We start from the raw sequence: 13,821 nt of genomic DNA, 5'->3' as shown, positions 1-13,821 counted from the left end.
TGCCTTGCCAAACGGCCGAAGAAGGAAGGGCGCGGTTCCTATTATGCGCTGACCGAGAAGGGGCGCGACCAGTTTCCCAACGCCTTGATGATGCTGCGCTGGCAGCATCGCTGGGAAGCCGCCAGCCGCGACTTTCGCGTTCGTCTGCGGCACAGCGCGTGCGGCGCGGAAACCGAGCCGACGCCGATATGCGCCCATTGCCGGAAGGAAATCGACCCGCGCGACGTCGACTGGCGCGAAGGGCCGGGGCTGGCCCAGGTCGTTCCGCACTATGAACGCCGGCGCTTCAACGGCGCGGTGACGGCGCGCCGCCCGGGCGGACGCCCGCTGGTCGACACGATGATCGAATTGTTCGGCGATCGTTGGGCGACGCTTGTGGTGCGCGCGATGTTCACGCGCATCAACCGCTTCGATGACATTCAGCGCGACACGTTGATGGCGACCAATATCCTGACCGGCCGCCTCGAACGGCTGATCCGGCAGGGCATATTGCGCACCATTCCCTATTCGGCGCACGCCGACCGCGTCGAATATCGGCTGACCGAAAAGGGCCGCGACCTTTATCCCGTATTGCTGGCGCTGCTCCAGTGGGGCGACCGCTGGTTTTCCGACCAACGCGGCCCGCCGCTGATCCTGACGCACAAGCCATGCGGTCACGACCTTCGGATGATCGTTGCCTGCAACCATTGCGACGGCGAAATCGGCATCCACAATCTGACGTTCGAGATCGAATGAGCGTCAGGAGCCGGCATTGAAGCGCAGCCGCGCTAGTTAAGCCGCGTCCACGTCTTGGTTCGACAGAAAAAGGCGAGGCAGCCCTTCACTTCCAGCTTGCCGTTGCCGAGCAGTCGCAGTTCGCCGCGCGACGCCCCGTCGCCGGTTTCGGGGTCGTACACGGGGCCGCCCTTCCACTGGGACGGGCCCCCCTTGAAATTCTGGAGCACGACCAGTCCCATCAGCCGACGCTGGCGCAGCTTGGGATCGCCGTTCCGCACGTCGCGCAGATCGGGATTGGCGCGCAGCCGCTTTGCATCAACCACCTTGCCGCATAGCGCCGCGCCGCAGCGATAGATTTCGACCCGTCCGCCTTCGCTGCCCGTCGCCCACAGCCCAACGGGATCGGCGGCCATGGCGCTTGCGGGGGCAAGGGCGGCGGCGGCGGCGAGGCCGATCGCAATCGCGCGGCGGCTCATGCCGCCTGCTCCCGGCTCGCGGGCGCGTTCAGCAAAGCGAGCGCTTCGGCCAGGAGGGGGCGGTCGTCGTGCTGCCAGGGATGAAAGCCCGGCCGCATATAGCCAACCACACCTTTGAGCAGATGCCGCATCAGGCCGTGCCTTCCATAGAGATATGCGAGCAAGTGCCGCCACGTCGCCCAGTCGTTGCGACCGTCCTGCCGCAACAGATCTGCGGTATTGCGGAAAATCACATAGTGAAAGCGCAAAGTCGTAACGCCCATGACGGCGCAGCGCTTCAACCAGCGCCGCAGCGGCATCATGTCACGCGTCGCGTGAAGATAGGTGTCGTAGGCGACCGCCTTATGTTCGATTTCCTCGATCGCGTGCCACCGCCACAAACGCCGCGCTTCCTCGCTCGCGCCGCCGAGATGCCCGGGATTCGCGAGCGCGTCATGCGCCAGCGTCGCGGTAAAATGTTCGAGTGCGCAGGTTGCCGCCAATTGCTGGATCGGCGGGCGCCGTTTCGCCCATGCGATCGTCCGGCGCGCGCGTTCTTCGAGCGGGGCGATGTCGTAACCGACATCTTCGGCCTGGCGATTGAAGACGACATGTTCGCGCGAATGCATCGATTCCTGATAGATGAAATCGTCGATCTGGCCACGCAGCGGCTGCGGCGTGCCTTCGCGATACTGCCGGACCGATGTCATGAAGAATTTCTCGCCGACAGGGAAGGTGGACGACAGCGCGTTGAAAAAGGCGGTGCGACCGGGGTCGCCGCTGTGCCACCAGCGCGGCGGGGCCTGCTCGCGGCCGAACTTCATGTCGCGCTTCTCGATCCGGAGATCGGGAGGCGTGGGCGTGTCGAGGGTCATGAACAACTCCTGCGAATCATCAACATTAACATCAATGTTTATAATGCAAATATTCGCCATTCGCAAGAGATGCTACTATTCTGTTTCAGAACGGCTTTTTCGGAAGCCGATCGGAAGGCTGTTTCGCTTGCGTACATTGGTCTAAGGCCATGTGGACCGCAGGTGGAGGAAAGAGCGATGGCGCGAATGTACAAGATGGCGCGGCCCGCCCCGAAACGCCGCAAGCGATCGGGCGCGGAGGTACGCGAAGAAGGGCTGGCCGCGGCGCGTCGTCTGCTGCTCGACGGCGGTCCGGGTGCCGTGACGCTTGCCAACGTCGGCGAAGCAATCGGCATGTCGCACGCCAATGTGCTGCATCATTTCGGCTCGGCGGCGGGTCTGCAATCGGCGCTGATGGGATCGATGATCCAGGATCTGACGGGCGCGCTGGATAATGTCGTCGACCTGCTGGAAACCGACGATGCGGCGCCGCGTACGATTGCCGATCATGTTTTCGATGCCTTTGACAAGGGCGGCGCCGGGCCGCTCGCGGCGTGGATCGTTCTGTCGGGCGATGTCGGCCGCCTCGAGCCGATCCGCGAAGCGGTCGGTGCGCTCGTCACCGCGATCGTCGGTCAGTCGAAGGATGCCGCCGCGCGCGAGCGCGTCCGCGCCGCAGTGTTGATGGTCGCGGTCAGCGCGTTCGGCGATGCCGTGATCGGCCCCTATCTACGCGATATGCTGGGCCAGAAGGATGATGCGATGCGCGATCTCGTCACCCGCTTTCTGCCGCTGTTCCTGTCTCCCGGCTTTCTGGGGCTGGCGGACGACTAGGGTCAGTATCTTGGGGTCAGGGGCCGGCCGCGAGCAGGATGCTATCGTCGGATGCCGACACGCGATGCGCGATGCCGTTGAGTTCCATGGCCTTGACGAACCCGTCGACGTCGCCCGCCTCGAACACGCCGACAATGCGGCGATCGGGTACCACGCCGTTTGCGAACGTCAGCTTGCGGATTGAATAGCGGTTCATCTGGTCAACCGCCTCGGCCAGCGGGTCCTGCATGAAGACGAGGCGGCCTTCGGTCCAGCTCGTTTCCTTGCTGACATCGACACGCCGCAGGGTCCAATTGCGATCGGTCCCGATCGTCAGCTTGCGACCGGGGACCATATCGGCGCCATCTCCGGTCCCTGAGGCGCTCTCCTCGACGCGCACCTTACCCTCGGCCAGAACCACGACGACATTGCCGCCATCGAGGCTGACTTCGAAGGCTGTGCCGACGGCGCGAACGCTCTTGCCGTTCGCATGAACGATGAAGGGACGCGATTTGTCGTGCGCGACCCGGAAAAAGGCCCGGCCGCCGATCAGTTCGACCAAGCGCCGGCCACCGCGCTCCTGAAACCGCATGTCGGTTTCGGAATCGAGCGTTACCACCGTCCCGTCAGGTAGGGTGACGGTGCTGCGCTGTCCGGTTTCTGTACGGAATGTCTGAGCAAGCTGCGCCGGTTCGCCGCGCATGAGCGGCGGCGCCAAAGAAGCTGCGGCGACCATAAGCAAGATCGACGCCGCGATCGCCATCCACCAGCCCATAGGGCGTGAAGGCGGTCTGTCGTCGATGTCCGGCTCCGCGCGCGACGCTGCGAACGCGGGATCGTCGGCAGCGGCGCCCGCAAGCGCCCACGCCCGTTCGACCCGGCGATAGACGTCGCGATGCAGGTCGGAATGATCGAGCCATTCGTGAAAGCGGCGTTCGTCGTCGACCGTCATGTCGCCGGCAAGATGCAGGTTCAGCCAATGCGCGGCTTCCGAACGCGCGGCCGCGCGATTGCCATGGTCGGTGGCGCTCACAGTTCGGCCTCCATTTCTTCGGCAATCCTGACCAGCGCGCGGTGCATCAATTCCTTCACCGAATCCTTGGTGATCCCCATGCGCTGCGCGATCGCCTGATAGGTCAGATGTTCGAACCGGTGCAATTCGAACGCCTGTCGCGCCCGTGGGGGCAAATTGACGATCGCCGCCACCACGCGGCGATATTCCTCCTGGCCGATCGCAATGCGTTCGGGTGAAAGCTGGTCGGCCTCTTCGACGCCGTCCGCCCATGCCGCCTGGAGGACCGCGCTGCTGCGCGCCTGTTTGCGGTAGCGGCTGATCAGCACATTCCGCGCGGTCGCGAACAGATAGCCTTCGACATTTTCCACTGGCGTTCCGAACTGAGCCGCCTGCAGGCGCAGAAATACGTCCTGCACAAGGTCATCTACGTCCCCGTCGTTGACCCGCCGCCGGAAGTAGCGACGCAGTCCCGGACCATAGGCGTGCATCCACGCCTCCAGATCCTGGTCAGGGCGCGGCACGCCCATGTCAGACCGTGCCCGCTCGGCAGGGGCGCCCGCAAAGGCATTGCGCGTTGATCGCCTTCATCGCCGTCATTGAGCTATCGGTCCGATCCATTTTTCCTCCTCACCCGGCAAACCGGGGCAAGGCTCGTTAAGATAGACGCCCGCGCGCGAAGAGAGGGGGGAGCAAATAACCATAATTGTACAATTTTATCATGCGTTGGTGCGTTGTTAACATTAACATCGTTGAAAATTATCACGCACTCATCCCCCCGAAACAAGGGGATGGGCGTCTAGCATATGACGGGAGGGAACTCCGTCGCATCTAGCGGGAAGACCCGCGGAACATGGGCTAGGGAGAGGAAGCATGCAATTTCGGGCATGTGGGTTGCGCAAGATTTTTCTGAGCGGGGTCGCCATCGGATGCCTCGCGCTATCGGTCGGCACGGCGCAGGCGCGCGAGGGGCAAGACAACGCGACCAGCTACAAGATTCCCGCCCAGCCACTGGGCCGCGCGCTGCGGGATTTCGGGTTGCAGAGCGGCATGACAATCATGGCCGACGCTATGATCGTCAACGGCAAGCGCAGCGGCGGATATAGCGACCGGTCCGATCCCGAAACCGCGTTGCGCGTGCTGCTCCGCGGAACCGGGCTGGGCTATCGCCGTGAGGGCAATATTTTCGTCGTGCAGCCGGTGGGAAACGAGACCCCGACCGCCGCGGCGGTGACCGACGGCGACAATGAAATCATCGTCACCGCCCAGAAGCGTGCGGAAAAGATCATCGACGTTCCGATTGCGATCAGTGCCTTCACGCCGCGGGCACTCGACGACAAGAAGGTCGAAGGAGGGGCCGAACTCGTTCGCGCGGTGCCCAACGTCAATTTTTCGAAGAGCAATTTTTCGGGCTATGATTTCACGATCCGCGGGATCGGGACCAAAGCGATATCCGCGTCGAGCGACCCGGCCGTCGCGGTAAGCTTCAACAATACGCCGCTGATCCGCAATCGATTGTTCGAACAGGAGTTTTTCGACCTTGAACGCGTCGAGGTGCTGCGCGGCCCACAGGGTACCCTCTATGGCCGCAACGCAACGGGGGGCGTCGTCAACATCATCACGGCAATGCCGAAATACAGCTTCGAGGGTCTGGCGAAGGCCGAGGTGGGCAGCTTCGGGACGATGCGCCTCAACGGGATGCTGAACATCCCGCTGGGCGACCGGTTCGCGATCCGCGGCGCCGCGGCCATGACGAAGCGCGAAGGCTTCGACTACAACAGCTTTACCAATCGTCACGTCAACGACCGCGATCTGTGGTCGACGCGCCTGTCGGCGCAGTGGGAGCCGAGCGATAACCTGAAGGCGAATTTCGTCTGGCAGCATTTCCAGGAGAAGGATCGGCGATCGCGGACCGGCAAGCAGCTTTGCACCCGCGATCCCGGCCCCGATATGGTCGGCGATACCCCGGTTCCCGATCATCTTCGCGGCAAGCTGAGCCAGGGGTGCCTTCCGGGATCGCTCTACAGCGAGGCTGCCTTTGGCGCACCGAACGCGACCAGCTTTGCCTTTTATTACACAGCGGGATTGATCGACGTCGGGCTGCTGCCCGATCCCGTCTTGGGCCTGGCGCCGGTGCCGATCGTCAACAATTTGTCCGATCCCTACGCAGGGATCAATCAATCGCGCAATCTGCGCGAAATTTCGACAAGCTACGATCCTGTATTTCGCGCCAAAAACGACGTCTTCCAGCTCAATCTGGAGGCCGGTCTCGGCGATCTCAAGCTGGTGTCGCAAACCGCCTATGCGCGCGATCGCTATTATTCGTCGCAGGATTACAACCGCTTCGTCTCTGCTCCGGTCTTCGCTGATTCATTGGACCCGCGGCTCGTCGACGTGCTCGGCAGACCGAACAACATACCGGGTCCGACGCCCGGCGGCGTCTACACCGATCCGCAGCTTGGTCCATCCGACCGGATGCTCGCCGTCGACGTCAGCCAGTCGCGGAACAGTCAGTGGACGCAGGAACTCCGGCTTCAGTCCGATTTCAGCGGCCCCTTCAACTTTAGCGTGGGAGCGAATGCGCTGAACTTCAAATCGCAGGACGACTATTATGTGTTCAGCAACCTGTTCAGCCTGCTCGCCGAATATTTCTACAATCGCGAGGATGCGCCCGGCGAGATCGGGACGGGCACCCGCAATTGCGATGCAGGCAACGAATTTCGCGAATGCGTCTATGTCGATCCCAATCCGATCGACCAGATCAACGGCGAGGGCCATAATTATTTCCGCAGCAAGAATGTCGTGCAGACGCGCTCATGGGCGCTGTTCGGGGAAACCTATTGGCAGATCGCCGATGATGTGAAGATCACCGTCGGCGCGCGCTATACCAACGACCGCAAGCGTTCGACCCCGATTCCGAGCCAGCTTTTGCTCGGTGCGTTCAATTTCGGAACCGAAAGCGGCCCCTCGAGCGGCGGCCGCGTAAGTCGCGGCTATCCGGCCCTTCCGCCGATCAACCAGGAATGGAATGCCTTCACCGGTCGTCTTGTCGTCGATTGGTCGCCGCAGACGTCGTTCACCGACGACACGCTGGTCTATGCGTCCTATTCGCGTGGTTACAAGGGTGGGGGCTCCAATCCGCCACGCGTCGACATCGACCCGAAGGTAATCCAGTACCAGCCGCTCGCCGAAACCTTCGAGCCCGAATATGTCAATGCGTTCGAGATCGGGATGAAGAACAGTCTCGCCGGCGGCAAGGTCATGCTCAACGCGACCGCATTCCTCAATCTATACAAGGACTATCAGGTCTCTCAGATCGTCGATCGCATCTCGCTCAACGAAAATTTCGACGCGACGACCTGGGGACTCGAGCTTGAAGCGGCGTGGCAGCCTTCGCGCAACTTCCGTGTCGATTCCAACTTCGGCTATCTGCGCACGCGGATCGGCAAGGGGGAGCAGTCGATCGACGTGATGAACCGGACGCAGGGCAATCCCGACTGGGTCGTCGTGCGTCCGCAGCTCGGTGTGCCGTCGAACTGCATCGCGCCCAAGGACAAGGTCGAGACGATCCTCTCATCCTTCTTTGCGGGGCCGGGCGGGCTCGGGGACTTCATGCTCTCGGCGCTTTGTGCGGGGTCGGCGCGCTACGGCAGCTTCAACCCGAATGTCGAGACAAATTTGCGCTGGGACCAGTTCCTTGGCTTTACCTATGACCCGCTGACCGACGCGCCGAATGGCGGGCGCGGCTTTTATGCGGACCTCAGCGGAAAAGAACTTCCCAATTCACCGCGCTATACCTTCAATATCGGCGCGCAATACACGGTCTTTGCCGGCGAATGGAATGTCACGCTGCGCGGCGACTATTATCGCCAGGCGAAAAGCTATGCGCGCATATACAACACCGAATATGATCGGCTTCGTGCCTGGGACAACGCTAATCTGGCGCTCACGGTCGAGCGACCGAAATCGCAGTTCGCCGTGCAGCTCTATGTCAAGAATCTGTTCAACGACACGCCGATCACAAACACCTTTACCAACAGCGACGACACCGGGCTGAGCGCGAATATCTTCACGCTCGACCCCCGGATCATCGGATTCAACGTCACCAAGCGGTTCTGATCCGGCACGGCCGCTCCGCCTCGGGCGCGTCTTCGGGCGCGCCCTTCTTTTTTGGGTTCAGAACCTGTTTCCCATCCCCCCTCGCGACCTTTGCGGGCGTCTAATCATTTGGGAAGGCAAAATCTTCCCGAACCAAAGCAGAGGAGAGGATTATCATGAAACGCCTTGTGAAAGTTTCGATCTGCACCCTGGCTTCGCTGAGCCTGTTGCCCGCGGCCGCCTTGGCCGGAACCTATTCGCCATCGGGATCGGGTGGCGCAGGACCGAGCACCGTTCAGGTGAAGAAAGGTATCACCCTCACATGCACGCTCACCGCGAGTACGACCTCCAACGGTACGATTTCGAGCACCGGCACGCCGAGCGGCACGAAGATCACCAGCATTGCGCTGAGCGGCGGACTTTGCGGCGCGGTATCCTTTACCGGCATGCCCTATGACGTCAGCGCTACCAGCTCGACCGATGTCATCATTCACGACGTGCGCGTCACGGGCATCACCGGCAACTGCCGCGGCGACCTGAAGGCCAAGCTCGTCGGCGGCGTGCTGCAATTCAATCACGCCAATACGATTCCGTCGGATCCCGCAGGCGGTTCGCCGTGCAGCATGCAGGGCAATGTCTCGACCAGCCCAACGGCTTCCTACTCCTACCCCTGATTGCGGTCAGCGCAACCAACCGGCGCCAGCCTGTCGCTTCGGCAGGTATGACGGGGCGGCCCCTCCCTCCCCCCAAACCGCCCGATGTCGGCCCGGAAAGATGAAGACCGGAAGGCGCATTGCCTTCCGGTCTTCATCCGTTGCTGCGGAATGTCGTGAAAGGCCTCGATGAAACGGCCCAGCTTATGGCGTGTAGCCCATGGCTTGTTCGGCTTGGCGGCCGCGCTCTGCCTCCACGCCGTTCCGGCGGCGGCGCAGGCTGGATTGCCGGGTGCAGAGTCCGATCATATCGTCGTGACCGCTCGCGGCGGCGAAGCGCTCGTCGCTGCCGAACTGGAATTGCGCCCGGCAGAGATAGACACTTACGGCGCTGCGACGATCGGCGACCTCGTCGCCCGGATCGCTCCGCTGACCGGTCGGCCGGACGAACTGCCGATCATTCTGGTCGATGGGAAGCGGGTCGACGGGGCGGCCGGGATAAACGGGTTTCCGCCCGAAGCATTGGCCCGCCTTGCGCTTCTCAAGCCGGAGGCGGCGGCCCGCTATGGCTATCCGCCCGGCCAGCGCGTAGTCAATCTCGTTCTGAAACCGCATTTTGCGTCCTGGCAGGGTGAGACTGCGTTCGGGGTAGCCACCGCCGGCGGACGAGAGAGCGGGCAGGCCGCGCTTGGCCGCTTCTTGATCGACGGGCCTGCGCGGTGGAACGGTCGCGTCGAGCTTTCCGGCGACGCCGCGCTGCGGCGCGACGAAAGGCCGCCTGTCGATTTGAACAGAGGTGGCGATAGGCGATTTTACACGCTGCTGCCCGCGATGAAGGGTGCGTCGGCAAATGTCGCCTTGGCGCGCCCTCTGGGGCGTTTCACCGGCACCCTCACTCTTGACGCGGGGTGGCAAGAGCAGCGTCAGCTGACCGGCCGCGCCGGCGACGGCCTAGCGGAGACGGCCCGAGCGCTTGAGGGCCGGCAGAGGGGGCGAAGCATCGGTGCTTCTGCACTCCTCGCGGGACAGGTTGCGGGCTGGCAGGGCAGCCTTATCCTCCGCTACGCCCGGTCATGGACCGACAGCATCATCGAAGCGCGGAATGACAAGGGCAATATCGTGCCAAGGCGCGCGCGGGCGCGGAGCGAAAATCTGTCCGCGCAGTTAAATTTCAACCGGACGATTGTGACACTCCCTGCGGGCGCCGCGACGGCAAATCTGACTCTGGCGGCGAACCGCAACTGGTCGGACAGTCGGCGTGCGGACGATGCAGATGCAATCGTCTTTCGGCGTGATCAGCAGGATGTGGCACTGGCACTCGCCGTGCCGCTTTTCGCGGCCGGTGAACATGCAAAGCCGGTGGGCGATGTGTCATTAGATATTTCCGCCGGCGCCAATCGTCCGTCCGGCATTGCGGCCCAGTTCCGCTATGACGTCGGAATAAACTGGTCGCCGGTCCCGGCGCTGCAGATACGCGCGATGACGGGGTTTGCCGAACGGGCTCCGACGCCCGATCAGATTGCCGGCGCACCAATTGAAGACGTCCGGCAGATTTATGATTTTCGAAGCGACAGGATCTCGGACGTCTTGTGGATTACGGGCGGCAACCCCGACCTCGGCAGCGGACGCCAGCGCACATACGGGTTGAGGATGACAATCAAACCGTTCGGTACCGCACCGATAACGCTCGCCAGCGAATACCGACGTCAGGTCAGTCATGGGGGTGCGGCGCCTTTTCCTGCGTTCACGCCTGTCGTTGAAGCGGCCTTCCCCGATCGGATCCGGCGCGATGGGATGGGCCGGCTTGTAGCGATCGACGCCCGCCCGATCGCTATCGTCGCGGACGTGGACGAACGTCTGGACACCAGCCTCGTTGCCGCAATACGGAATTTCGGAGGCCGCGAAAAGCCGTGGCAGGCCACTCTCTCGGTGACACACGGCTGGCTGTTGCACAGCGAGGTGCGGACTGGCGCCGGGTTACCGGTGCTGGACCGGATAGACGGCGACATCGGCCAATCGCGACACAGTCTGGGCGTCCAGCTCAACCTCGGGCGGAGCGGGTTGGGCCTGACGCTCGACGGAAATTGGCAGAGCGGATACAGGCTGCGCGCCATCGCTGACGCCGTCGGTGGCGAGGACTATCGGTTCGACGCCTTGCTCCTGACCAATTTGCGCATCCATGTCGAACCGGCGCGCATCCTGTCGGGACATATTCCGACATGGATGCAGGATCTGCAGATTTCGGCCGACATCCGGAACCTGTTCGACGGCTATCGCCAAGTGCGCTTGGGCGATGGCAGCAGGCCTGTCGGGTATGGACGCTATGACGCCGATCCCTTGGGACGGAGCGTCCGTATTTCGCTGCGCAAGCGGTTCTAAGGCGATGCCTGATGGCCGACGGTCCCCTTCATAGGTTCTCGCAATTACGCGGCACTTCCTCCTGCAGAATCTTGGCATTCCATCAGGTGGATGGGTTGGCTCGATCCCTCAGGACACTATCGGGTGGCCCCTTTTGCACCCGTGAGGCGGCTTAACTGAGCCATGTCGCGCAGGTGGATGGTGCGATAGCCGCGCCGGATCGCGCCCCCTTGCTCGAGCGCGGCAAGATGGGCGCTCACGACCTTGCGCGACAGGCCGCAGAGTTCGGCCAGATCCGATTGGCTGAGCGGTACCTCGGCGTCACGCGCGAAGGTCAGGAGCCGCGCGGCGATGCGTCCGCGGGGCCTCAGCGACAGCATCTGCGCCAGTCCGTGCACGCTGGCGTCGAGTTGCCCGTACACCAGTTCGCTCGTCGCCTTCCAGAGCGCGGGGAGGCGATGCCCGATCCGGTCGAGCATCGTGTCGCTGATCGTCAGGACGCGGCTCGGCCGGCTGGCGATCGCGGTCACGATACGCGGACCGCCGCCCATCTGGCGCGACTGACCGAAGGCGTCGCCGGCGCGGGCGATGCCGACCAGCACGGTCTTTTCCCCCGCCGCGGCTTCGAGGCGCAGCATCCCGTCGAGCACGATTACGATGCCGGTCGCCATGTCCCCTTCGCCATAGACCCATTGCCCGCGCGCGAGCGTTGCCAGCCGGCCATCGGCGGCGATCGCCTGCTGCACCGCAGGATCGCAGCGGCCAAACCATCTGCATTGCCGGAGCTGATCGCCGATCGTCATGAGGGATTGTAACGAAGGTGGCATTTGAATGCTAGCGTTTGCGCTATCGTCGCCGGGATAATGCGGGAGAGTTCCATGACGTCGATACAGATGCACCCCCTTTCGCCGCACGTCGGTGTCGAAGCGACCGGGATCGATTTGAACCATCTCGACGAGCAGGATATCGGGCTTCTGCGGCAGGCCGTCGCCGAGCACGGCGTCCTCTTCGTGCGCGATCAGACGCTCACCCCTGAACAGCATATCGCCTTCGCCCGCCGCTGGGGCGAGATCGACATCAACAAATATTTCCCGGCAAATGGCGGGCACCCGGAAATTGCGGAGGTCCGCAAGTCGGAGACCCAGCAGACCAATATCGGCGGCGGGTGGCACACCGATCACAGCTATGACCAGATCCCCGCCATGGGCTCCATCCTGCTCGCCCGCGAAACTCCGCCCAGCGGCGGCGATACATTGTTTGCGGGCATGGGCGCGGCTTTCGATTCGTTGTCACCGGGCCTGAAGGACATGTTGCGGACGCTTCGCGCCGTCCACTCGGCCGATCATATCTACAGCGCCGATGGCCTCTATTCGAAGACCGATCAGGGTGTCGACCTGAAGGGGCATGAGGAACGAACGCGCGCGGTGCATCCGGTGGTGATCCGGCACCCGCAAAGCGGGCGCGAGATCCTGTACGTCAATCCGGCCTTCACGCTGCATTTCGACGGCTGGACGCGCGAGGAGAGCGTGCCGCTGCTCACCTATCTCTATCAGGTCGCGATGCAGGAGCAGTTTCATTGCCGCGTCCAATGGGCGCCCGGATCGCTGGCAATCTGGGACAACCGGTCGACCTGGCATTATGCAATGAACGATTATCACGGCCATCGCCGCCTGATGCACCGCATCACCATTTCGGGCGAACCGCTCGCCTGATTTATGGGGCCAGCCCCTAAGGTCGTTCGATGCCGTAATCGATCCTGATCCGGACCCAGGCCCCGACCATCGAGCGCCCGCCGACCCGCGGCGGCCGCACGCGGAATTGCCACGCCGCCGCCAGCACCGCGCGGTTGATCTGCGATCCTTGCGGATATTCGTCGAGCCCGACGCAATCCTCGACGCGAAACTCGGGGGCGGTGCGACAGGCGATCAGCCCCCATCCCGGCCCACTGGCGGTGGACAGATAGCCGCGCAGTTCGTCGCGGCTCGGCTCGCGATACCATGCCGCCGCATAAAGCGGCTCGCCGTTTGGAGCGCTCCCCACGCGCGGCGTGTCGCGCGATGCCCCCGACCCGCCGCTGTCGGCCGGGCCATAAGACTGCCCGCTGTTGAGGCGGACGCCGATGCGTTTCGTCGGCGGGGTGGCTGGCGGCGCCGGTGGTTGCGGGGGCGTCGCGGGCTGCGGGACTTGTGGCGGTAGTGGGGTGGGCGGCGGCGCCGGAACGGGGGGGCTCGTCACCGGCGGTGTCGGGGCCTCCTTCTGCTGTTCGCGCGCCTTGCTGGCAGACTCGGGGGCCTGCTCGGCGACTTCGGCGGCTTCCAGGCTCACCATGGTGATCCGTTCCTGCTGCTTGTCGGGCAGCGATCCCAGGCCCGTGGTGAGAAGCAGCAGGAGCAGCAGTGCCGGAATCAGAACAGCGAGGCCGATCGCGAACAGCCGGCGCCCCGCCCCGATGCTGAGCTGTTCGACGTAGGGAGTGGCTGGAACAGGGTTCAGCGGACGCAATCTTCGGTGGCGGCGCGCGCTGGTCGCGGGCCGGGGAGGCACGCGCGAGCGATAGGCGGGAGGGCGATTTTTGACAAGGGTGCCTGCAAGCCCGGTGTGGGCGCTGCTCGCCAAGCGGACGCTCGCCGCGGCCTGAGCGCGCCGACAGATGACCAACTTGTAATCCCGCCGCCATCGGCCGGGCAGGGGCCCGGGTCTATTGATCGGTCGTCGGGCAAGGCCGATCCGAACCGTTTCCCCCGTCCCTGGAACGGATCGGCCGCCCTGACAGCCCCCGATTGCGGGTGGTTGAACTGTCAAGGAGTGGAAGTCTCATGCGTAACTATAGCAAACTCGCTGCCGCCGCCGTCCTTTCGCTC

Annotated in this window: 12 protein-coding genes; 6 read left to right on the top strand and 6 right to left on the bottom strand. The window is 63.5% G+C overall.

Going from position 1 to position 13,821, the window contains the following annotated elements:
• Positions 1-735: winged helix-turn-helix transcriptional regulator (locus ABS88_RS00505; protein ID WP_286748645.1), on the top strand; the 735-nt coding region annotated here is incomplete at its 5' end.
• Positions 736-767: 32 nt separating this feature from the next.
• Here the strand turns inward: ABS88_RS00505 and ABS88_RS00500 are convergent.
• On the bottom strand, positions 768-1,193 hold the full coding sequence (locus tag ABS88_RS00500; protein ID WP_286748644.1) for a DUF2147 domain-containing protein: 426 nt from the start codon (positions 1,191-1,193) through the stop codon (positions 768-770).
• Complete coding sequence (locus ABS88_RS00495) at positions 1,190-2,047, bottom strand: metal-dependent hydrolase (RefSeq protein WP_086457596.1); 858 nt, start codon at positions 2,045-2,047, stop codon at positions 1,190-1,192. The genes ABS88_RS00500 and ABS88_RS00495 overlap by 4 nt, the downstream gene beginning before the upstream one ends.
• 177 nt (positions 2,048-2,224) lie before the next feature.
• Between ABS88_RS00495 and ABS88_RS00490 the strand changes: the two genes are divergently transcribed.
• Positions 2,225-2,860 (top strand): TetR/AcrR family transcriptional regulator, encoded by a 636-nt coding sequence (locus ABS88_RS00490; protein WP_231292851.1) that lies wholly within the window; start codon positions 2,225-2,227, stop codon positions 2,858-2,860.
• A 16-nt stretch (positions 2,861-2,876) separates the two neighbouring features.
• Here ABS88_RS00490 and ABS88_RS00485 read toward each other — a convergent pair whose 3' ends face one another.
• Positions 2,877-3,872 carry a FecR family protein gene (locus tag ABS88_RS00485; protein WP_286748642.1) on the bottom strand — a complete coding sequence of 332 codons (996 nt, stop codon included), beginning with the start codon at positions 3,870-3,872 and terminating at the stop codon, positions 2,877-2,879.
• Positions 3,869-4,375: an RNA polymerase sigma factor gene (locus tag ABS88_RS00480; protein ID WP_263587622.1), complete on the bottom strand. Its 507-nt coding sequence runs from the start codon at positions 4,373-4,375 to the stop codon at positions 3,869-3,871. The genes ABS88_RS00485 and ABS88_RS00480 overlap by 4 nt, the downstream gene beginning before the upstream one ends.
• A gap of 349 nt (positions 4,376-4,724) precedes the next feature.
• Here ABS88_RS00480 and ABS88_RS00475 point away from each other — a divergent pair, with 349 nt between their 5' ends.
• The 3 genes from ABS88_RS00475 (at position 4,725) to ABS88_RS00465 (ending at position 10,981) form a co-directional block, all read left to right on the top strand.
• Positions 4,725-7,970 (top strand): TonB-dependent receptor, encoded by a 3,246-nt coding sequence (locus ABS88_RS00475; RefSeq protein ID WP_286748640.1) that lies wholly within the window; start codon positions 4,725-4,727, stop codon positions 7,968-7,970.
• Positions 7,971-8,125: 155 nt separating this feature from the next.
• Complete coding sequence (locus ABS88_RS00470; RefSeq protein WP_286748639.1) at positions 8,126-8,623, top strand: PraA/PraB family alkane oxidation protein activator; 498 nt, start codon at positions 8,126-8,128, stop codon at positions 8,621-8,623.
• A 213-nt stretch (positions 8,624-8,836) separates the two neighbouring features.
• Entirely contained in the window at positions 8,837-10,981 is a 2,145-nt protein-coding gene (locus ABS88_RS00465) for a TonB-dependent receptor (RefSeq protein ID WP_286748638.1), read from the top strand.
• 116 nt (positions 10,982-11,097) lie between these two features.
• On the opposite strand, the gene ABS88_RS00460 is transcribed toward ABS88_RS00465, so the two are convergent.
• Positions 11,098-11,763, bottom strand: coding sequence for a Crp/Fnr family transcriptional regulator (locus tag ABS88_RS00460; protein ID WP_286748637.1), 666 nt, complete (start codon positions 11,761-11,763; stop codon positions 11,098-11,100).
• 75 nt (positions 11,764-11,838) lie between these two features.
• On the opposite strand from ABS88_RS00460, the gene ABS88_RS00455 reads away from it, so the two are divergent.
• Positions 11,839-12,672 carry a TauD/TfdA dioxygenase family protein gene (locus tag ABS88_RS00455; protein ID WP_286748636.1) on the top strand — a complete coding sequence of 278 codons (834 nt, stop codon included), beginning with the start codon at positions 11,839-11,841 and terminating at the stop codon, positions 12,670-12,672.
• Positions 12,673-12,688: 16 nt separating this feature from the next.
• On the opposite strand, the gene ABS88_RS00450 is transcribed toward ABS88_RS00455, so the two are convergent.
• A complete protein-coding gene (locus ABS88_RS00450) occupies positions 12,689-13,504 on the bottom strand; it encodes a hypothetical protein (protein ID WP_286748635.1) in 816 nt (271 codons plus the stop codon).
• Positions 13,505-13,821: the final 317 nt, after the last annotated feature.

It is taken from the genome of Sphingopyxis sp. SCN 67-31, assembly GCF_001725095.1.
This window is presented reverse-complemented; position numbering and strand designations above follow the sequence as displayed.